Raw genomic sequence first — 20,055 nt, 5'->3', positions numbered from 1 at the left:
GGGCGCACCGGATCAGAGCGAGCCGGCGCCCTGCGTCATGTCCAGTACGTTCTTCAGCGCGGTGCTGACGATCCGCGGCCCGTCCTGGGTGAGTACGGATTCGGCGTGGAACTGCATGGAGGCGAAGTGGGGTCCGCGCAGGGCGTGCACCTCACCGGTTGCCTCGTCGCGGCTCACCTCGACCGTGCCCACGCCCGCGACCTCGGTCTCGTTCCGGTCGCAGTGCGCGGAGAAGGTGTTGTAGAAGCCGACCCGTTCCGGGGTGCCGAAGAGGTCGATCTCCTTCTGGACGCCCTGGTTGGGGATCTGCCTGCGCCGCAGCCTGAGGCCGAGTTGGAGGCTGAGCACCTGGTGGCTGAGGCAGACGGCGAGGAAGGGCCGCCGCTCCGCGAGCAGCGTGCGTACCGCCGCGTGCAGGTGCTCCATCTTGGGGTGGCCCGCCTCCTGCGGATCGCCGGGTCCAGGACCCATGACCACGAGGTCGTAACCGTCGAAGCTGTACTCCTCGTCGAACCGACGGAGCGTCACCTTCAGTCCCATGGAACGGAGTTGGTTGTCGATCATGGAGGTGAAGGTGTCCTCGGCGTCCACGACGAGCACCTCGCGCCCCGCGAGATCCGGCAGCGGGTCCATGCGGCTGTCGAGGTCGCGCAGCCAGAAGTCCGCGATGGTGTCGTTGCGGTGCGCCAGGGCGTCGCGCACGCGGGAGTGGTTGCCGAAGCGCCTCTCTCCGCCGGTCTCCAGCGCGGCGACGAGCCCCGCGGCCTTGGCGCGGGTCTCCGCGGCCTCGGAGGCCGGATCGGAGTGCCGCACGATCGTGGCGCCGACGCCGATGTTCACCCGTCCGCTGTGGTCGATGTCGGCGGTGCGGATGAGGATGGCGGAGTCCATCGTCCGGCCGCCTGCGGCGTCGCGGCCGATCAGGGCCACCGCACCGCTGTAGTAGCCGCGGCCAGCCGGTTCGTACTGCTCGATGATGCGGCAGGCGCTCTCCAGCGGGCTGCCGGTGACGGTGGGGGCGAACATGGTCTCGCGCAGGATCTCGCGCACGTCGCGGGTGGTGCGCCCCTCGATGAAGTACTCGGTGTGCGCGAGCTGGGCCATCTCCTTGAGGTACGGGCCGACCACCCGGCCGCCCGACTCGCAGATCCGGGCCATCATCTTCAGTTCCTCGTCCACCACCATGTACAGCTCGTCGGTCTCCTTCCGGTCGACCAGGAACTCCATCACGCCCGGGAGGGTGGGGCCGGACGCCGGATAGCGGTAGGTGCCGCTGATGGGGTTCATCACGGCCTTGCCGTCGTTGAGGCTGACGTGCCGCTCGGGCGAGGCGCCGACGAAGGTGCGCGACCCGGTGTGGACGAGGAACGTCCAGTAGGCGCCCGACTCCCGTTCCAGCAGCCGCCGGAAGAACGCCAGCGCGCTGTGCGGCCCGTAGTCGGTGATGTCGGCGACGAACGAGCGCTTGACGACGAAGTTCGCCCCTTCGCCGGTGCCGATCATCTCCTTCATGATGCGGCGGACGGTCTCCTGGTACTCCTCGTCGTCCACGTCGAAGTGCGCGCCGCTCAGCGCCGTCGGCACCTGCGGGATGCGCGGCAGCGCGTCGGCCAGCGGCACCTGCTGCTGGTCGGTGACGGTCATGGCGATCAGCGGCGCCCCGTCGTCGGCGCAGCGGAAGCCCCGTTCGGCGATCTGCCGGTAGGGGATGAGCGTGAGGACCTCGTGCCGGGCTCCGGCGCCCGGCACCGCTTCGTCCCGCAGCGGGATGTCCGCCAGCAGGTCCGGCTCCGAGACCTCGCCGACGAGGACGTCGAGCAGGCCCGCCGCGGCCTCCGGCCGGGACAGCAGTGCGAAGGAGCCCGGCTGTTCCCGCAGTACGTGGTCGAGCAGATCGCCGGACGGCTCCGGGGCCGTGGGGGGCTCCTGCTTCCGTTGCTCGCTCATGCGAGGACTTCCTTGGCCGTGACGACCGCCGCGCAGCGCTCCGCCGCGTACCGGATGGCCATCCGGTGGTACTCCTCGGAGAAGTCGGCGGTGGCGTCGGCGACGAAGAACGGCTGGATGTCGTTGGTGAACGCCTCGACGGCCGTCATCAGCACCCCGACGTGGGCGTAGACGCCGCACACGATGAGCTGGTCGCGGCCGCTCCCGCGCATCCGCTCCAGCAGGCCGGAGTTGAAGAAGGCGCTGTAACGCCACTTGGTGAAGGTCCAGTCGTGCGCGGCGGGCGCCAGCTCGTCGACCACCGCGCGGTCGGCGGGTGCCGGGCGCATGCCCGGGCCCCAGAAGTCCTTGAGCAGGCCGCGCTGTTCGTCGGTCATGCCACCGGGCTGGGCCGTGTACGCCACCGGGATGCCGTGTGCGGCGCAGCGCTCCCGCAGTCCGGCGGCGTTGCGCACCAGTTCCTGGCGCACGGTGTCGGGGAAGGGCTTGAGAAAGTACCGCTGCATGTCGTGGACGAGCAGGACCGCACGGTCCGGGTCGACGGTCCACTGGGCGGTGGCGGCGGGCAGTTCACCCGCTATCGGCAGGGGATAGGGGCTGATGGGGGGTATACCGGTCATGGCTCCATTTCCTCAATCGACGAGCGCTGTGCGCGCGGGACGTGCTTCGCAGACGGCAGGGTGCGGCGCCGACCGGTGTCAGGGGGTCCAGGCGGATATCACGGAGACGGCCTGCCACGGCGTGAGCCGGGGGTCGCAGAAACTCGTGTACCTGTCCCCGACGTTGTCGAGCTCCGCCTTGTTGGAAACGCATTCGGTGACGTTGTCGGGGGTGGTCTCCAGGTGCAGTCCGCCGGCCACCCCGCCCCCTTCCCGGACGGCGTCCTGGAAGCGCACGACTTCGAGCGAGACGGTCTCCACGTACCGGGTCTTGAGGCCGCCCGGCGCCGAGACGGTGTTGCCGTGCATGGGGTCGGTCAGCCAGATGACGGGGTGCCCTGCGGTACGTACCGCCTCCACCAGCCGCGGCAGCCGTTCGGCGACCTTGTCGGCCCCCATCCGGGCGATGAGTGTGAGCCGCCCCGGCTCCCGTGCCGGATCGAGCCGTTCGCACAGCGCGAGCAGCTGTTCGGGGGTCATGCCGGGGCCGACCTTGCACGCCACCGGGTTGCTCACCTCGCTGAGCAGGGCGACGTGCGCGCCCTCGACCTGCCGGGTGCGCTCGCCGATCCACGGCCAGTGGGTGGAGCCGAGGAACACGTTCTCCCGCTCGTCGGTGCGGAGCATGGGGATCTCGTAGTCGAGCAGCAGCGCCTCGTGGCTGGTCCACACCGGCGGCTCGACCATGGCCCGGCCCGCGGCGGAGTCGCGCCAGCCCAGGTGGTCGACGATGTCGTTGGCGGCCATGTAGCCGGTGAGGATGCGCAGCGGATCGGGCCGCCTGCTGTCGGCGTCCGGCTCCGGCGCGTTCACCATGTGGCCGCGGAACGAGGGGAGTTCGGTGTCACCCACCATCTCGGTGGGCTTGGAGCGGGGTTTGGCGAACTGTCCCGCGATGCGCCCGACGCGTACGACGGGCTTGCGGGTGACCATGCGCAGCGCCCCGGCGAGCAGATCCAGCACCGCGGCCTTGCGCGCCACGTGGTCGGCGGTGCACTCCTGGGGGTCTTCGGCGCAGTCTCCGGCCTGTACCACCATGGCCTCGCCGAGAGCGACCTTGGCCAGGAAGCCGCGGAGGACCCTGACATCGGTGGCCCGGACGAGCGGGGGGCGGGAGGCCAGGGCCTCCCCTACGCGGCTGACCTGCAGCGGATCGCCCCATTCGGGCTGCTGCAGCGCCCCGCGGACTCGAATATCACGCATGACGTCTTCCACGACGGACTCCGATCCAGCGGTGGGGGGTGGCTGATCAGGTGGGGATGCCAGCACGCTTGACCTGGGGCACCGGGATGCCCAGGGCCCTCAGCTGCTGGAAGGGGTTCATGAACTCGCGGTTCTGCTTGATCTTCCCGTTCTGCAGCTCGAAGGAGTGCAGGAAGTGGTTCTCGTAGTGGCCCTCGGGGTAGTCCGCGAAGCGGATCTTCCCGCGGCCGTCGCACTCCGCCCAGATGTGGTTCGGGTCCTGGGTCTCGAAGATCTTGATGTTGTACCACTCCCAGTCGGGGAAGCACTGCAGCGACCAGACGGCGTGCTCGGCCAGCCGGTCCCGGCCCTTGATGGCGATGGGGGCCCCGGTGTCGGTGGTCCAGAGGCCGCCGCTGCCGTCTTCGGTGAACAGCTCGTGCCGGCGGAGCCGGTCCTCTCCCCTGGTCTGCAGGTACTTCTCGACGGTGGCGCGGTTGATCCAACGCAGTTCGGCCTCGTCGGCGAAGCTCTGCGACCGCACGGAATCAGACATGACGATTTCCCCCTGATGGATAGGAAACAGACTGCGAGCAGTGGACGTGTTGCGAATGTGACGGCGATCCCGGGGGCGCGATAAAACCCCTGGCCCGCAATGTCTGCCGCCCGGCCGGCCGCTTTCAGGAGCTCAAGCGGCAGCGGCACTCTCGTGCACCGGGCATGCCGCCATGGAGCCTGAGACGGCCGTGGCAGATCAATGGGTGGAATTGCACATGGGCCCGACTTCTGCGTCGGACGGATCGCCAAAGGGAAAAGTTAGGAAGCATGGAAAGCGAGGACCGTCGTCCTCCAGCACTTGGGGCAGAAGAGATCATCTGCCCGCGGTGACCGTCGGCCCTACCCCGTCGCAGAGGACGGATTCACCGATGCGATGCACCGACTCGGCAGGCGGCTGCCTGCGGCGATGTGCCCCGGCGTGGCAGGCAGCTCGTTGCGAAGAATACTCAGAACAACTCTCACAGAAATCCCCCGTTCATGAGTGCCCACACTCAACCAGCTGTGGGCACTGCCGTACAACACTCACCCCGTCGACGCTGACGAGCACGACCAATGCTGCCCTATTCGAGATCGTTGAGCAATGACTCTTGATTGAGCAATGAGTCTCGATGGGCTACATATGAATACCGCTTTACATAAAGCAGCCCCAGGTCGATCCCTGCCAGCCTCGATAGCCAGTTACCCATGGAACTTCCGGCCAGTCAACTCCCGTCTCAGCAGCCATAGTCAGCGCGGTCGCGCAACTCAATTAACGCCGGGGAGCAGGGCCGATAGCGCCATGACCAGCACCGATGCCCTGCAACTTCGATACGATTCGATTCCACGATGGGAACCATATGGCATGCTTATTGGAATTCCCTCACGAACTGAGGGAGGATTGCAGCGACAGCCCATGCAAATATCAGGCGATTCAACTGCCGATACATGGAGCTAAAACATTCCGCTATCCGGCCATATCGGCCGTCCCATGGCTGACCTCGCTGCCGCACGCGACGGCCGGCGTCCACGCGGCGGCCGGGTTCCCGCGCCCCGTCGGTACTGCTCGGTGCGGGGCACCTGTGCTGGTCGGCCCGGCCGCGCAAGGCGGGCCCCGCGCCCGTGACCGGTCCGCCGCCCGCCCGGAGCACCGCTCGCCGGGCGCGGCCCGGCGCATCAGCGGGCCCCTCGGCGGGCCCCTCTCCTGACACACGACACAGGCCTTGGCCTTCCCCACGGGGGGGGGAAGGCCAAGGCCTGTGTCGGACCGGGGCGAGCACCTGTGCAGAACGGAGCCGGGATTTCAACTGCGCGGCCGCGGCCGGCTTCTTGTGATCAGTGCGGCTTGTGATGAGTACGTTGTGATGAGTGCGGCTTGCGGCCGGAGCGGCGCTGAGCCCGGTCGTCCCGGGCCCGGCACCGCCGAGCCGTCCCCGTACGCCGTCCGTCTACGAAGAAGCGGACGGTTCCGGGCGGATGTTGCGGTTGAACCGGAAGAGGTTGTGCGGGTCGTGGGCGGCCTTGAGCGCAGCCAGACGGTCGTAGGTGCCGGGCCGGTAAACGGCCCGGGTCTGGTCCTCGTCGGCGTGCTCGCCGTCTCCGTAGAGGAAGTTGAGACTGTGGCCGACGGTCCAGGGCGCCAGGGCCTCGCGCACCAGGGCGTGCCGGTCGCGGACCTCGTCGGGGCCGATGCCGCCGGGACCGTGGACGGACAGGGCACCGACGAGGAACTCCGCCTCCCGGTGGTCCACCACGGTCCCGGCCGGACCCTGCTTGCGCAGCGCTCCGCCGAGGTGGCGGATGTCCAGGATGCACGGCACCGGCGACGCCGGCCCCGCCACGGCGAGCAGAGAGCTCAGCGCCTGCGGGGTGAGTTCGCCGAGCAGGGCATTGGTGGCGGCGTACGGCTGCGGATCCTCCGGGTCGCTGTGGATGGTGCCGGACTCGGTGAAGGGCATGGTCCGCAGGTCGTCCATGAGGCGGGCGCCGACTGCGCGCAGCGGTGCGACGAGGCGTTCCCCCTCCTCGGCCGGGCCGTTGTAGACGATCCGGAAGGAGGCGAAGTAGCGGCCTCGCAGCGGATCGGGGATCTGGGGGATGTCGGGGAGGCCGAGCAGGGTGACGGACGAGGTCAGTTCCTCGGGCACCCCCGCGCTCCAGCTCCGCCAGGTCTCCAGTGCCTTCTCGATCAGCGGAGCGTCGAAGACCAACTGCCCCCCGTAGAGCGTGCGGACCGGGAACAGTCCGACCTCCAGGGCGGTGACGACGCCGAAGTTGCTGCCGCTGCCCAGCACCGCGGCGAACAGCTCGTCGCCCGGTTCCGCGCGGTGCAACTGCCCGTCCGCGGTGACGATCTCCAGGGCGTGCACGTGGTCGGCCGCGTAGCCGAACTGCCGGGCCAGCAGCCCGATTCCGCCGCCCAGGGTGTAGCCGACGACACTGACGGCCGGCGAGGAGCCGGTGAGCGGCGCCAGCCCATGGGCTGCGGCCGCTTCGATCAGCGCGTCCGCGCGGACCCCTGCGGCGACGCGGGCGGTCCGGCCCTCCGGGTCGATCCGCACCTCGGTCATCCGCCGGGTACTGATCAGGACACCGCCTTCAGCGGCCACCGACAGGCCGTGCCCCGTCGCCTGCACGGCCACGGGCAGCCGGTGCTCCGCCGCGTACGTCACCGCCCTGCGGACGTCTTCCGCGTCGGCCGCGCCGACGACCAGCGCGGGACGGTGCGTGTACGCGGTCTGGTAGCCGGAGACTTCCTCGTCGTAACCGGCGTCGCCGGGCCGGAAGACCGGGCCTGTGAAAGTAGGTGCATCCTGTGTTTTCTGGTGCTTCGTGTTCCCCATGAACTCAAGGATGTCGGCAGCCTCACCACAAGTCCAAGAGGATATCTATATCGCAGCTAAAATCATCCGTTATAGATATTCGGGAACTGTATCCCTCCCCTTCCTGATCCCTTCCCTTCCTGATCCCTTCCGATCCCTTCCTGAACGGCATGGGATTCACCGGGGGTGACAATGGTCAGCCACCAGTTATGGCACGTTGAAGATGGAGGATGAGGGCACGGGCCGCGGGGTTGGCCGTCCCGTTCTTCCGCCAGGCAAAGGCGATGCGCCCCCGCATGGGCGGATCGGTAATGGTGATCGCCCGCAGGGTCTCCTTGCGAACGGCGGCGAACGGCGCGGGCAGGATGGCGATGCCGAGGCCTTTCTCGGCGAGCTCCGCGAGAAGGTTGGGGTCGCTGGCTTCGAAGGCGATACGGGGGCGGAAACCGGCCTCGGCGCAGGACTCCTCGACCGTGGCGCGCGCACCGACGCTCTGGTGGAAGGTGATGAGCGGTTCGTCGCGCAGTTCGTCGAGACGCAGGGTGGTGCGGTCCGCGAGGAAGTGATCGTGGCTGACCGCGGCGACGAGCGGTTCGTCGGCGACGGTCAGGATCTCGATCCCCGGCAGGACCATCGTCGCCGGGGAGACCGCCACGGCGTCGAACTGACCGGCGTGCAGGGCGTTGAGGAGATAGTCGGAGGTGGCCTCGGCGAGGGTCATCTCGATCGCGGGATGCTCGGTGTGGAAGTCCGCGAGCAGGCGGGGCAGCTCGTAGGCCGTGGCCGACGAGGTCACCATCCCCAGCGACACCCGTCCGCGCAGCAGGCCGGTGTGTTCGTCGACGGTCTGCCGCACATCGGCGATCGCGGCGAGTGCGGCGCGGGCGTGGGGCAGTACGGCGGCGCCGACTTCGGTGAGCCGCACCGTACGCGCGGACCGGTCCAGGAGTTCCTGTTTGAGCTCCCGTTCCAGCTGGCGAATTTGGGTACTCACCCCCGGCTGGGCGACATGCAACTTGGCAGCCGCTTTGGTGAAGTTCTTTTCTTGGGCCACCGCTACGAAGTACTCTAACTGCCGTATTTCCATAAGCATGCATTATAGCAGCTAGACAACCCGGCTATTGGACTCGTAGTCGGGATTGGTGGACCATACAGGCAAGGAACTTCTAGTGTAATCGCATAGAGCCTGGCTGGAGCCAGGTTTCATGCATATACCGTGCGCAATGGAGGCGCAGATCTCCGATGCGGAGATTTACGCCCCTCCTTTCACACGCGGTTCCACCCGGGATGGGGGCCGGCGCATGAAGTGACCTCTTTCAAATCCAATTGCCGGTGGCATTTACGGAAGGAAAGCAAGTGCCAGACACTGCAGACATTCCACCAGGAAAGACTTCCTGGTGGAATGTTCCGATCCTGGGTTTCGGCGTATTCGCTGTCGCCACGAATGAGTTCGTGCTGGCCGGCATGCTGCCTCACTTGGTGGATTCGCTTGAGGTCTCACTGGCGACGGCGGGCCAGGTCGTCACCGTCTACGCGTTGGCCTGCGCGATCCTGGGGCCGATTCTGGCGACGGCCACCGCCGCCTGGTCGCGTCGCGTGGTGCTGCTCAGCGCCGCGCTGGTCTATCTCGTGGGCACGATCGGCGCGGCGGTCGCGCCGAACTACGGCCTGCTGCTGGTGGCGCAGGCGATCGCGGCCGCCGGTACGGGTCTGTTCGTGCCCGTCGCTGCCGCGTCGGGTGCCGCGCTGGTGCCGCCGGAGCGACGTGGACGCGCGATCGCCATCGTCCTCACCGGGTTCACGGCGGCCACGGCCTTCGGCGCACCGATCGGTACCGCGTTCGGCAGCCAGTTCGGCTGGCGGGCGACGATGTGGTTCGTCGCCGTACTGGCCATTGTCGGGATCGTCGGGCTGGTGTCCCTGGTGCCCCGCAACATCACCACCCCTCCCGCGGAGAGCCTGCGGCACCGCTTCGCACCGCTCGCCGATGCCAGGGTCCTGACCACCCTGGGCACCACGATGCTGGCGTTCACCTCCGTGTACGTCCTCTACACCTACATCGCCGAGATCTTCTCGGACGCCACCGGCGGATCCGGCGGGCAAGTGGCCATCCTGATGCTGACGCTCGGCGTGGTCTCGATCTTCGGCAGCTATCTGGCCGGTGTGGTGACGGACCGCATCGGCGGCCGCGGCGTGATGGCGATCTGCCTGATCTGGGTCGCGGTCTGCCTGCTGGTCATGCCCCTGGTCACCGGGTCGTTCATCCCGGCCGTCGCGTTCATCGCCGTGTTCGCCGTCGCGAGCTTCAGCATGAGCGCGCCCCAGCAGCACCGTCTGATCGGTCTGAACCCGGGGCTGGCGTCGGTGCTGGTGTCGCTGCACGCGTCGATCCTGTACCTCGCCATCGCACTGGCGGGCGCCGTCGGTGGGGCCGGCCTCGCGATCGGCGGATCGGGCAGCCTCGGCTTCATCGCCGCGGCACTTGCGGTTCTCGCGCTCGGGCTCTCCGAACTCGCACACCGGCTGGTCAAGCGGCAGGCGGCGAAGTCCTCCTCGGAGCAGGCTGCCGTGACGCTGTAGTCCGTAAGAAGGGCTGTGGTCCGCAAGAAGGGCTGTAGTCCGCAAGAAGAGGGCTGCTCGTCCGAGGCCAAGGGAATCCCCCTCCGCACAGGAGGGGGATTCCTGGTTCGCGCGGGCTGCGGCCCGGCGGGCTCGCGGCTCCCGTACGTCCTTCGCCGTGGCGGTTCTGCCGCCCGAACGCAGGGGGCTGCCACCAAGTCGCCCTTCCCGCAGCCTCCTTGACACTGCATCACCGGGGCCGCGTCTCAAGTCCACCACCACAGGCAAGAGTGACGCATCGGCATGGAACACCCACTCGTCCCCATAGGGACCGTCTCCGAACTCTTCGCCGTGCGGCGGTCGACACTGCACTACTGGGAGCGTCGCGGCATCATCCGCCCGAGCGCACGCCGGTCCGGACGACGGTATTACGACCCGGCCGAGGTGTACCGGATCTCGCTGATCATCCTCTGGCAGGAGACCGGCCTGATGACCCTGGACGAGATCGCCGCCGTACAGGCCGGACGCACCGGCTGCCGCGACTGGCAGAAGATCGTCGACAGCCGCCTCTCGGAGATCGATGCCCGGCTCGACCGGCTGACGGCGGCCCGCGCGTACCTCGGCCACATGCTGTCCTGCCCGCTCGACAACCCCGCCCTCGACTGCCCGGAGCTGCGGGCGGAAGTGGACAGGCGCAACACCGAGCACCACTGAACCGCCGGTGGACGCCGTGGTCCCGACGGCTTCGCGGGTACCCACGTACCCACGTACCCACGTACCCGCCTACCCGCCTCCCGCACGCCCGCGCACCGGCCGTTTCCTGCGACGGCTCCGGTTCAGCCCGGCCCGTCGCCCCTCGCCCCGCCACGGCCGGCCTCGACCTGCCGCGCGAGACGCAGCCACTGCTCGGCGCAGTCCCGCGCGGCTCTGGCCACCGTGGCGGCCCGGTGCCCCGGAACACTGGCGGCCAGTCGACGCCAGTTGCTCTCGTCGATGGCGTGGGTCCGCAGCATCTGCAGCAGCGTACGGCCCGCTTCCGTACGCATCGAAGGGTCCCGCAGCATCGCCTGCAGCACGAGGTCGAGCTCGGTCGGCGCACGTGGGGGAAGGACGGACCGGTGTCTTTCCGGGAACGCCCGGTCGGTGTCGGCCCGTTCGCGCTGGGCCTCGGCGCTGCGCAGCCTCGGTGGCAGCGGGTCCCTTCCCGCGCGCACGCGGTCCCGCACGTCCTTCGCCGTGGCGATGCTGATCCCGGACTTCTCGGCGACCTCCTTGAGGGTGCTGCCGGGCTTGGCGGCAACCAGCCGGCTGGCGCGCATCCGGCCTTCGGTCGGCTCGACGGGACGGGCCCGACCGTCCCGGCCCACGCGCTTCTTCAACTGCTCGATCTGTTCAGTTGAACGGGGGCGCAGCGCTGCGACGCTGCTCGCCGAGATGCCGGTGACAGCGGCGATGCGCCGGTCCGACCACTGCGGGTGGGACGCGACGATCCGGGTCGCCGCGGAGGCACGGTCGGCCTGGCTGAGCAGGAGGCCGCGCGCCGAGTTCAGCGACACCGCCAGAACGAAGGCCTCTTCCGCATCGCCGTCGAAGAACTGCACCGCGATGCGGTCCTCGCCCTTCAGTACGGCGGCCCGCAGGCGGTGCATGCCGTCGACGACGCGCATCGTCGACCGCTGCACGATGATGGGCGGGAGAGGTGTGCGCGCTCGGGCCAGCACCGCGACATGCCGTGCGTCCTCGCCTGCGACCCTCGGCGAGTCCGACGGCAGCAGGGTGCTGATGGGAACCATCTGTACGAGCTGCCGGTCCGGCCCGCCACCGGCGGCGCGGCGGAGTCTGCCCGCCTCCCCGCCCGGTTTCTCGGGGGAGCCGGCTAAGAAGGGGAGGCTCTGATCGGTCAACTCGCCCGCCCTTCCCGGCCACCGGCGCCTTTCGGCCCGGTTCCGCACGGTCCGGGGACGCGCGTTCCGGGTCCGCGCGTTCCGGGGACGCGCGTGGAGACGGCAGGAAGAGGCCCTGACCGCGCGGCGGGCCGCCACACCGGCCCGGCAGTCGGCCGGACAGTCGAAAGGGCCGTGGCTCTTGAGGCCAACAACCTCTCCAGCGCGATGACTCGGGCAGCTGGCATGCTGGCTCCTCCCCCGGGGCAGCACAATGAGATGGTGGGAAAGTCAGGGCGGCTGATCCCGCCGTGGTCAACTTCGGATCGCCGGATCAAGGGATACGCCGACAGGCGGATTAACCTCAGCTAATCTCACCTACGATGTTTTTGTCAAACCTTGGTCATTGCTCACACACGGGGATCAGGAGGCAGTTGTGCCGGAAGACGTCTTCCGTGAGCGCTTGAACAGGCTCGTTGAGACGGTGCATCCGCCGGACCGCGGCCCGTACACGAACCAGGAGATCGCCGAGCTGCTGCACGAGCGCGGCGGCCCGACCCTCTCCCACGTCTATCTGTGGCAGTTGCGCACCGGACGGCGGGACAACCCCACCAGGTGGCATCTGGAGACGCTGGCGAGTTTCTTCGGGGTGCCGGTGGCCTACTTCTTCGACGCGGACACCGCGACCAAGGCCGGAGCCGAACCGGACTTCGTCGGACAGTCGCGCGAGAGCGGGGTGCAGCGGGTCGCCTCACGGGTCGCCGGGCTGTCGCCGAAGGGCGTGGAGCTGATCCTCGCCACCATCGAGCACATCCGCAAACGGGAGGGCCTGCCGCTCGACTCGACCGACGAGAGCCGGTGAGGCCCAAAGGGACCACGCGGCGTGAGAGCCGCCGCTTTGTCCGCGGCCTCAACCTGCCGCCGGTGCTCGGCCAACTCCTCGCCCCCACAGGGATGTTGGCTCTCGATCCTGATCGAGAATCAGCCGATCCCGATCGAGAATCAGCACGCGGAGTCCGGTCCGCCGTCAAACCGACGCGGGGGCTTCGCCGGGCTCGTCGTGTCGCCACAGGTTCGGTTCGTGCCTCACGGCCCTCTCGCGTGTACCGGCCAGGGCTTCGAAGAGCGGGTACTTATGCGGTGCTGCTGCGGGTGTAGGTGAGGAAGACCGCTCCGCTCTTCAACGCCGTGTGGTCGGTGAGGTCCCAGTTGACGGGGTCGAACGTGGCGTTGCGGGAGAAGAGCGGGATACCGGTGCCCAGGGTCAACGGGGCGAACTTGACGATCAGTTGGTCGATCTCGGAGTAGAGGGCGCCGGCCAGTTCGGCGCCGCCGAGCAGCCAGATGTCCTTACCGGTCGCACGCTTCAGCTCTCGTACCTTGGCGACCGGGTCCGTCGCGACCAGTTCCACACCGGGGTCCGGGCTCTCGGTCAGGGTGCGGGAGAACACCAGGTGCCGCAGGTGCGGGTAGGCGTTGGTGACGCCGACCCGGAGACCCAACTCGTAGCAGCGCCGCCCGGCGAGGACCGTGTCGAAGCGCGTGCCTTCGGCCGTGACGGACAGCGCGGTCCGCGCCTGGGCCGGGAGGGTTTCCGGGTACTCGACGGCGAGGTGCTGGATGTAGTCCTCGGGGATCGGCCAGAAGCCGTCGGGGCCGGTCGGGTCGGCTCCGTCCGGCCCTGCGATGAAGCCGTCGAGGGTCGAGGCGATGTAGTACACGAGGTGACGCACAGACATCCTTAGGTGGTTGGCGGGGTCCGGGGAGGGTGGTCCGCAACAGGCTGTCGTCCCGCGGGTCCTCCCGCAAGGGCCCAATGATCCCGGCTCCCCGGGCCCAGCGGTGGTGGCTCCAGCGGAGCTCCGTTCCGTCACCAGTGAAGTTGTTCCCGTTCTGTACAGACTTCCCTCAGGGAGCAAGGCGGCCGTCCGCGCGGCCTGACGGTATGGGGGAAGCCGGTGAAGCTGGTGCTTCGGGACACGGAACTCGGTTGGCTGGAAGAGCTGTTCGCGACTGCCCGGCGGGGCAGTGGTGACGCCGCGCTGGTGACGGGCAGTCCCGGCACCGGCAAGAGCGCCCTGCTGCATGCCTTCGCCGGCCGAACGGGGCGCCGGGGCGCGCTGGTGCTGACCGCGTCGGCGTCCGCGGCCGAGGCCGGTCTGCCGCTCGGCGTGGTGGGACAGCTGCTCAGCGGCGCCGCTCCGGAGACGGTGCGCACGGAGGCGTACGACAACCCCGAGGGGGCCCCGGCCGCACTCCATGCCACCCTGCGGGAACTCGCCGCCGCCCGCCCCGTGGTGGTCCTCGTCGACGATGCCCAGTACACGGACGAGGCGTCCGCCCGCTGTCTGCTGTATCTGTGCGGACGCCTCGCGTCCGCCGGGATACTTCTCGTCCTGGCCTGCGGGCCGGTCACGGGCCCTGCGCCGGCGCTGCCGCTGCCGCTGGCGGAGCTCCTCAGGCATCCGCGGTGCGCACCCGTCCCGCTGACGGTCCTCGACGAGGCGGGCGTCGCTGAGGTTCTCGCGGCCGCGGTCCCGGACGCGGGCGGGCCGGCCGGCGCCGGTGGGGTTCCGGCCGCACCGGCTGCCGCGTGGCGGTCCGCTGTCGACTGGTACCGCTTGAGCGGTGGCAATCCCCGGCTGCTGCACGGTCTGCTGGAGGACCGGCGGGCCTGCGAGACGGCGCCGGCTGCCCCGCCGTCGGCCGGTACGGCGTTCCGGCGGGCCGTCACCGCCTGTCTGCGCAGTGCCGGACCGCATGCGACTGCCGCCGCACGTGCGCTGGCCGTACTCGCCGAAGCCGCCACGCCCGGCCTGCTGGCCAGGCTCCTGGGTCTCCACGAACCGGCCGTCGGGCCGTGTCTGGACGAGCTCGACGCGATGGGGCTGCTCGACGGCGGGCGGTTGCGCCACGAGGGCGTGTGCGCCGCGGTCCTCGGGGTACTGCCCGTCGACGAGGCCGCTGCCCTGCACGCCAGGGCGGCCGCGCTGTTGTACGACGCGGGGGCCGAACCAGGCCTGGTGGCACGGCAGTTGGTCGCGGCGTCCGAGTCCGGTGGCGGGCGGCCGGGGCCGCAGTGGGCCGCCCCGCTCCTCGCGGAGGCGGCGCGGCACGCGTTGCGCTCCGGTGAGCCGGGGAGGGCGGCGGAGTTCCTGCGGACCGCCGCGGGGCGCGACGGCGGGGCTCGGGACGGGCAGCTGCTGGAGCTGCTCGCCCGCGCCGAGTGGGAGACCGGTCCGGGCTCCGTGACCCGGCATCTGACGGCGCTCGAACAGGAACTGGCCGCCGGGCGCCTCGACGGCACGCATGCCGAAGGGGCGCTGGGCCTGCTGCTGTGGCACGGGCGACCCGCGGCGGTGGCGCGCACGGTCACCGGCCGGGTGCGGGTCCCGTCCGTGGAGGGGCTGGGACGGGCGCTCGGACACCTGTATCCGGGGCTGGCACCGCTGCCCGTTCCGGACGAGGACCGGGGCGAGACGGCCGAGCGCGTCCTGGAGTCCCTCGTCTACGACCACGCGCCGCCGGCCTCGATCGCCGCCCTGCTGTCGGCCCTGGTGCACGCGGCGGAGACGGACCGGGTGGACCAGTGGTGCGCGCTGACCGCCGGGGTGGAGCGGATGCGTTCCTCGCCGGCCAGGCGGGCGGTGGCCGAGGCCGCAGCCGCCGTGGTACGCATCCGTACCGGCGCGTACGACAGTGCGGCCGGGCACGCGGGGCGGGCGCTGTCGCTGCTGTCGCCCGGGGCCTGGGGGGTGGCCCTCGGCATGCCGCTGGCCGCGGCCGTGCTCACCGCGACCCGGCGGGGCGCGCTCGACGCGGCGGCACGGCAGTTGCAGGTGCCGGTGCCGGAGTCGATGTTCGCCACCCGGGCCGGGATGCACTATCTGCTGGCCAGGGGCCACTACCAGCTGGCCGTGGGGCGGCCGCGGGCGGCGCTCGGCGACTTCCACGCCTGCCGGGACGCGCTGGCGGCCTGGCACCTCGCCCCGGTCGGCGCCCTGGACTGGCGTCCGGCGGCTGCCGAGGCCGTACGCGCCGGGGGCGGGCCGGCCGGCAGTCCGGTGGCCCGGCTCAGTGCGGCCGAGCGCCGGGTCGCGGTCCTCGCCGCCGACGGGTGCACCAACCGGGCCATCGCGGCCCGCCTCTACGTCACCCCCAGTACCGTCGAGCAGCATCTGACGCGCATCTACCGCAAGTTGCGCGTGACGTCGCGGGACGGTCTGACGGATCTCGTCGCGGCGGGCTCGCACGGCTGAGGCCCGCGGGGCGGGCCCCTGCCGTGGCACGGCGGTGGCGGCTCAGCGGTGGGCGGCGGTGCGCAGGCCCCGTCCGTTCTTGCGGCCGAGCAGGCCCGCGGCCACGAGTTCCGCCAGGGCGGCGGCCGGTTCGTACTCCGGAGTCAGGAAACTCTCGTACAGCCGCTGCTGGATGGCGGCGGAGACGTCGAGGCCGATGGTGTCGAGGAGCGCGAACGGGCCCATGGGGTGGCCGTATCCGCGCTGGACGGCGGTGTCGGTCTCCTTGATGCCGGTGTCGGGCCGGTCCAGGAGTGCGACTGCCGCGCCGAGGTAGGGGAACAGCAGGCTGTTGACGATGAAGCCGGTACGGTCCGGGCACTCCACCGCGGTCTTGCCGAGCACCTGGCAGAAGGCGCGGGCGGTGGCGAGGGCTTCCTGGCCGACGGTGTCGGTGTGCACCAGTTCCACGAGGCGCATCACCGGGGCCGGGTTGAAGAAGTGCAGGCCCACGACGTCGGCCTGGCGGCCGGACGCTTCGGCGCACGCAGCGACCGAGAGGCTGGACGTGGTGGTGGCGAGGACGGCGCCGGGGGCGCACACCGCGCCGAGCTCCGCGAACAGTTCGCGTTTGACGTCGAGGTCCTCGACGACCGCTTCGACCACCAGATCGCAGTCGGCGAGTGCCGTCACGTCGTCGGCTCCCCGCAGCAGTCCACGGGTGGACCGCGCGGCCCGGTCGGTGGTCCTGCCCCGGCGCACCGCGCGGGCGAGGGAGTCGGCGATCGCGTCCAGGGCGCGCTCGGCCTTGTCCACGGAGCGTGCGACCAGCACCGTCGGGCACCCGGCGGCGGCCGTGATCTCGGCGATGCCCCGGGCCATCGCGCCGGAGCCGACGACGCCGACACGGCGCACGGTGCGGGCGCCCCCCGCGCCGGGTGCGCGGGCCGTGCGGTCGCGTACCGCGCCCGTCTCGTCGTACGTGTAGAAGCCCTCGCCGCTCTTGTGGCCGAGGCGTCCGTCGGCGACCATCCGGCTGAGCAGCGGGGCGGGTTCGAAGGCGCTGTCGCCGGTGCGCCGCCACAGGTCCGTCAGCGCCCTGTGGGCCGTGTCGAGACCGATGCGGTCCAGGGTCTCCAGCGGGCCCGCGGGCAGTCCGCAGCCGAGCCGCAGGGCGGTGTCGATGTCCTGGTGCGTGGCGTAGCCCGTGGCGAGGAGGACGACGGCGCGGTTGAGGTGAGCGAGCATCAGGGCGTCGGCGTCGGCGGCGGGGCGGGCCCCGACCTCGACCGGTTCGAGTCCGGCCGACGCCACCAGCGCGTCGACGGCGGCGGCGGTCGCGGGCGAGGTCAGGGAGGTGGCTACCGGTTCGACGGGGCCGCCGGGCGCGGGCGGTGTGAAGAAGCGCAGGGACGCGACGTCGGCCGGGCGGCCGGTCGCGACGGCCAGGCGTGCCACGGACAGGGATGCCGTGGTGGTGACGAGGGGGGTGCCGGGCGGGCAGGCCGCCACGATGCGGGCCAGGGCGTCGGCCTTGGCGGCCGCGTCGTCCGGCACCGCCTCGACGACCAGGCCGGCGTCGCGCACCGCCGTGTGGTCGGGGGTGAAGACGACTTCGGGTCCTTCGGGTCCGCCGCTCGTGACGGCCTTCAGCCGCCCGGCCGCACGGGCCAGTACGTCGAGGTCGGTGTCGACGGCGACGACACGGTGGCCGGCCCGGTGCAGGAGGTGCAGCAGGGCCTCACCGACCGAGCCCAGACCGACGATCGCTGTCACTGGTGCTGGGGGCTGTTGCGTCATGAGGTGCCTGCCTCCTGGGTGCGAAAGCGGTTGATTGCGTCGAGGTGTCGGGCACGCAGTGCGTGGTCGCGTACGCCGAGGCCTTCGCGCGGGGCGAGGGCGAGGACGCCGACCTTGCCCTGGTGCAGGTTGCGGTGGACCTCGTACGCGGCCTGGCCGGTGTCTTCGAGCGAGTACACCTTGGAAAGCGTCGGGTGGATCTTTCCCTTGGCGACCAGCCGGTTGGCCTCCCACGCCTCGCGGTAGTTGGCGAAGTGCGAGCCCACGATCTTCTTCAGCGACATCCACAGGTAGCGGTTGTCGTACTCGTGCTTGAAGCCGGAGGTGGAGGCGCAGGTGACGATGGTGCCGCCCTTGCGCGTCACGTACACGCTCGCGCCGAAGGTCTCGCGGCCCGGGTGCTCGAAGACGATGTCGGGGTCCTCACCGCCGGTGAGTTCGCGGATCCGCTTCCCGAAGCGCTTCCACTCCTTCGGGTCCTGGGTGTGCTCGTCCTTCCAGAACCGGTAGCCCTCCGCGTTGCGGTCGATGATCGCGTCGGCGCCCATCGCCCGGCAGATCTCCGCCTTCTGCGGGGAGGAGACGACGCAGATCGGGTTCGCGCCGCCGGCGAGCGCCAACTGGGTGGCGTAGGAGCCGAGTCCGCCGCTGGCGCCCCAGATCAGGACGTTGTCGCCCTGCTTCATCCCGGCGCCGTTGCGCGAGACCAGCTGGCGGTACGCGGTCGAGTTGACCAGACCGGGCGCCGCCGCCTCCTCCCAGGTCAGGTGCTCGGGCTTGGGCATCAGCTGGTTGGACTTGACGAGGGCCAGCTGGGCGAGGCCGCCGAAGTTGGTCTCGAAGCCCCAGATCCGCTGCTCCGGGTCGAGCATCGTGTCGTCGTGCCCGTCCGCCGACTCCAGTTCCACCGACAGGCAGTGGGCGACCACCCGGTCGCCGGGCTTCCAGCGGTTCACGCCGGGTCCCGTGCGCAGTACGACGCCCGACAGGTCGGAGCCGAGGACGTGGTACGGCTGGTTGTGGCGGGCCGCGGCCGGGGAGGTCCTCGCGTACCGCTCCAGGAAACCGAACGTCGGCAGCGGCTCGAAGATCGACGACCATACGGTGTTGTAGTTGACCGCGGAGGCGGCGACCGCGATCAGGGCCTCCCCCGCCGACGGCAGCGGCACCGGAACGTCCTGCAGGTGCAGCGACTTGCGGGGGTCCTTGGCCGCGGAGGCCATGCCGTCGAACATGCCGGCGTCCTCCTTGCGGACCACGGCACCGCGGTAGCTCTCCGGGAGGCTCAGGCTCGCGAAGTCCTGGGGTACCGCATGCTCGGAGAGCATGGCGCTGATGATCTCTTTCATGGGGATTCCCTGATTCTCTGGGGAGGGTTCTCCGGGGAGACGAGGAGTGCGAGGAGACGGAGGAGCGCGAGGAGACGTGGCCGGGCGCGACGGCGTTGCGACGAGCCTGGTGCACCTCGCCCGCGCTGGGCACCCCTGACTGCCCCCCGGGTCCGGGGCCGTCCCGTTCCAGGGGGTGGTTAGGGGAGGCCGGGGCTGGTCCCCGCACTCAGGGTGGGGTGCGGGATCCGCTTGCAACCGGCCAGGAGAAGCGGGATCCGCTCGCAACCGGCTAGGAGAACTCGATGACGCACGTCCCCGGCGACAGCCCCTGGTTCAGGAACTACTGCCCCTCCCCCGACGCCCCCGTGCGTCTGGTGTGCCTGCCGCACGCCGGGGGATCGGCCAGCTTCTACTTCCCCGTGGCGCGGGCGCTCGCGCCGCGCGTCGAGGTCCTGGCCGTCCAGTACCCGGGGCGGCAGGACCGGCGGCACGAGCCGGCCGTGACGGATCTGGAGACGCTGGCCGACCAGGTCTCCGAGGCCCTTGAGCCGCTGGCGGACCGGCCGTACGCCCTGTTCGGGCACAGCATGGGCGCGATCGTCGGCTTCCTGGCCGCCCGACGGCTGCAGGCCTCGGGCAACGGCCCGGCCCAACTGTTCGTCTCGGGGCGCCGGGCTCCGCTGCTGGACCGTGCCGGCGACTGGCAGCCGCGTACCGACGAAGAACTCGTCACGGAGATACGGGCGTTGAACGGGACCAGGGACGCGCTCCTCGAAGACGCGGAGATGCTGGAGATGATCCTGCCCGCGCTGCGCGCCGACTACGGGGCGGTGCGCCGCTACCGCTACCGGCCCGGGGCCGCCCTGGACTGCCCCGTCACCGCGTTCACCGGCGACCGCGACCCCAAGGCGAGGGTCGAGGAGGTGGCTGCCTGGCAGGAGCACACCTTGTCCGGGTTCGACCTGCAAGTGCTGCCGGGCGGCCACTTCTTCCTCGTCGACCAGCAGAGCGAGGTGCTGGGCGCCATCGAGGATCAGCTGACCAGGACGCCGGCGGTGTCCCGCTGAGCGGTCTCGCGGCTGCCGTGCGACGAGGCCGTT

The 20,055-nt window shown here is 70.4% G+C and carries 15 protein-coding genes; 5 read left to right on the top strand and 10 right to left on the bottom strand.

Going from position 1 to position 20,055, the window contains the following annotated elements; all coding sequences use genetic code 11:
* Window positions 1-12: 12 nt before the first annotated feature.
* From ACH4SP_RS37590 to ACH4SP_RS37565, 6 genes are all read right to left on the bottom strand, one after another.
* Window positions 13-1,947, bottom strand: coding sequence for an anthranilate synthase family protein (locus ACH4SP_RS37590; RefSeq protein ID WP_398422069.1), 1,935 nt, complete (start codon window positions 1,945-1,947; stop codon window positions 13-15).
* Window positions 1,944-2,567 (bottom strand): isochorismatase family protein, encoded by a 624-nt coding sequence (locus ACH4SP_RS37585; RefSeq protein ID WP_398422067.1) that lies wholly within the window; start codon window positions 2,565-2,567, stop codon window positions 1,944-1,946. The genes ACH4SP_RS37590 and ACH4SP_RS37585 overlap by 4 nt, the downstream gene beginning before the upstream one ends.
* Window positions 2,568-2,645: 78 nt before the next feature.
* On the bottom strand, window positions 2,646-3,821 hold the full coding sequence (locus ACH4SP_RS37580) for a 3-deoxy-7-phosphoheptulonate synthase (protein WP_398422065.1): 1,176 nt from the start codon (window positions 3,819-3,821) through the stop codon (window positions 2,646-2,648).
* A 34-nt stretch (window positions 3,822-3,855) separates the two neighbouring features.
* Window positions 3,856-4,344 (bottom strand): PhzA/PhzB family protein, encoded by a 489-nt coding sequence (locus tag ACH4SP_RS37575; RefSeq protein ID WP_398422063.1) that lies wholly within the window; start codon window positions 4,342-4,344, stop codon window positions 3,856-3,858.
* A 1,426-nt stretch (window positions 4,345-5,770) separates the two neighbouring features.
* A complete protein-coding gene (locus ACH4SP_RS37570) occupies window positions 5,771-7,165 on the bottom strand; it encodes an FAD-binding oxidoreductase (RefSeq protein WP_398422061.1) in 1,395 nt (464 codons plus the stop codon).
* Window positions 7,166-7,340: 175 nt separating this feature from the next.
* Window positions 7,341-8,231 carry a LysR family transcriptional regulator gene (locus ACH4SP_RS37565; protein ID WP_398422059.1) on the bottom strand — a complete coding sequence of 297 codons (891 nt, stop codon included), beginning with the start codon at window positions 8,229-8,231 and terminating at the stop codon, window positions 7,341-7,343.
* 269 nt (window positions 8,232-8,500) lie between these two features.
* Between ACH4SP_RS37565 and ACH4SP_RS37560 the strand changes: the two genes are divergently transcribed.
* Both ACH4SP_RS37560 and ACH4SP_RS37555 read left to right on the top strand, forming a co-directional pair.
* On the top strand, window positions 8,501-9,724 hold the full coding sequence (locus ACH4SP_RS37560) for an MFS transporter (protein WP_398422057.1): 1,224 nt from the start codon (window positions 8,501-8,503) through the stop codon (window positions 9,722-9,724).
* 282 nt (window positions 9,725-10,006) lie between these two features.
* Entirely contained in the window at window positions 10,007-10,417 is a 411-nt protein-coding gene (locus ACH4SP_RS37555; protein WP_398422055.1) for a MerR family transcriptional regulator, read from the top strand.
* A 122-nt stretch (window positions 10,418-10,539) separates the two neighbouring features.
* Here the strand turns inward: ACH4SP_RS37555 and ACH4SP_RS37550 are convergent, their stop codons facing one another.
* On the bottom strand, window positions 10,540-11,607 hold the full coding sequence (locus tag ACH4SP_RS37550) for a ParB N-terminal domain-containing protein (protein WP_398422053.1): 1,068 nt from the start codon (window positions 11,605-11,607) through the stop codon (window positions 10,540-10,542).
* A gap of 442 nt (window positions 11,608-12,049) precedes the next feature.
* Here ACH4SP_RS37550 and ACH4SP_RS37545 point away from each other — a divergent pair, with 442 nt between their 5' ends.
* Window positions 12,050-12,448: an XRE family transcriptional regulator gene (locus ACH4SP_RS37545; RefSeq protein ID WP_398422051.1), complete on the top strand. Its 399-nt coding sequence runs from the start codon at window positions 12,050-12,052 to the stop codon at window positions 12,446-12,448.
* 271 nt (window positions 12,449-12,719) lie between these two features.
* Here ACH4SP_RS37545 and ACH4SP_RS37540 read toward each other — a convergent pair whose 3' ends face one another.
* Entirely contained in the window at window positions 12,720-13,319 is a 600-nt protein-coding gene (locus ACH4SP_RS37540; protein WP_398422133.1) for a dihydrofolate reductase family protein, read from the bottom strand.
* 225 nt (window positions 13,320-13,544) lie between these two features.
* On the opposite strand from ACH4SP_RS37540, the gene ACH4SP_RS37535 reads away from it, so the two are divergent.
* Window positions 13,545-15,845, top strand: coding sequence for an AAA family ATPase (locus ACH4SP_RS37535; RefSeq protein ID WP_398422049.1), 2,301 nt, complete (start codon window positions 13,545-13,547; stop codon window positions 15,843-15,845).
* Between the two features lie 42 nt (window positions 15,846-15,887).
* On the opposite strand, the gene ACH4SP_RS37530 is transcribed toward ACH4SP_RS37535, so the two are convergent.
* Both ACH4SP_RS37530 and ccrA read right to left on the bottom strand, forming a co-directional pair.
* Entirely contained in the window at window positions 15,888-17,624 is a 1,737-nt protein-coding gene (locus tag ACH4SP_RS37530) for a 3-hydroxyacyl-CoA dehydrogenase family protein (protein WP_398422047.1), read from the bottom strand.
* Window positions 17,621-18,973, bottom strand: coding sequence for a crotonyl-CoA carboxylase/reductase (gene ccrA / locus ACH4SP_RS37525; RefSeq protein WP_398422045.1), 1,353 nt, complete (start codon window positions 18,971-18,973; stop codon window positions 17,621-17,623). The genes ACH4SP_RS37530 and ccrA overlap by 4 nt, the downstream gene beginning before the upstream one ends.
* A 284-nt stretch (window positions 18,974-19,257) precedes the next feature.
* On the opposite strand from ccrA, the gene ACH4SP_RS37520 reads away from it, so the two are divergent.
* Complete coding sequence (locus ACH4SP_RS37520; RefSeq protein WP_398422043.1) at window positions 19,258-20,022, top strand: thioesterase II family protein; 765 nt, start codon at window positions 19,258-19,260, stop codon at window positions 20,020-20,022.
* The last annotated feature ends 33 nt before the right edge of the window (window positions 20,023-20,055 follow it).

This window comes from Streptomyces sp. NPDC021093, from assembly GCF_044333135.1.
Lineage (GTDB): Bacteria > Actinomycetota > Actinomycetes > Streptomycetales > Streptomycetaceae > Streptomyces.
The sequence above is the reverse complement of the archived record's forward strand: the minus strand, read 5'-3'. Positions and strand labels throughout refer to the sequence as shown.

Coding starts and splice junctions, on each gene's coding strand:
- ACH4SP_RS37590 (WP_398422069.1), bottom strand. CDS start 1,947: ATGAGCGAGCAACGGAAGCAGGAGCCCCCCACGGCCCCGGAGCCGTCC.
- ACH4SP_RS37585 (WP_398422067.1), bottom strand. CDS start 2,567: ATGACCGGTATACCCCCCATCAGCCCCTATCCCCTGCCGATAGCGGGT.
- ACH4SP_RS37575 (WP_398422063.1), bottom strand. CDS start 4,344: ATGTCTGATTCCGTGCGGTCGCAGAGCTTCGCCGACGAGGCCGAACTG.
- ACH4SP_RS37570 (WP_398422061.1), bottom strand. CDS start 7,165: ATGGGGAACACGAAGCACCAGAAAACACAGGATGCACCTACTTTCACA.
- ACH4SP_RS37565 (WP_398422059.1), bottom strand. CDS start 8,231: ATGGAAATACGGCAGTTAGAGTACTTCGTAGCGGTGGCCCAAGAAAAG.
- ACH4SP_RS37555 (WP_398422055.1), top strand. CDS start 10,007: ATGGAACACCCACTCGTCCCCATAGGGACCGTCTCCGAACTCTTCGCC.
- ACH4SP_RS37530 (WP_398422047.1), bottom strand. CDS start 17,624: ATGACGCAACAGCCCCCAGCACCAGTGACAGCGATCGTCGGTCTGGGC.
- ccrA (WP_398422045.1), bottom strand. CDS start 18,973: ATGAAAGAGATCATCAGCGCCATGCTCTCCGAGCATGCGGTACCCCAG.
- ACH4SP_RS37520 (WP_398422043.1), top strand. CDS start 19,258: ATGACGCACGTCCCCGGCGACAGCCCCTGGTTCAGGAACTACTGCCCC.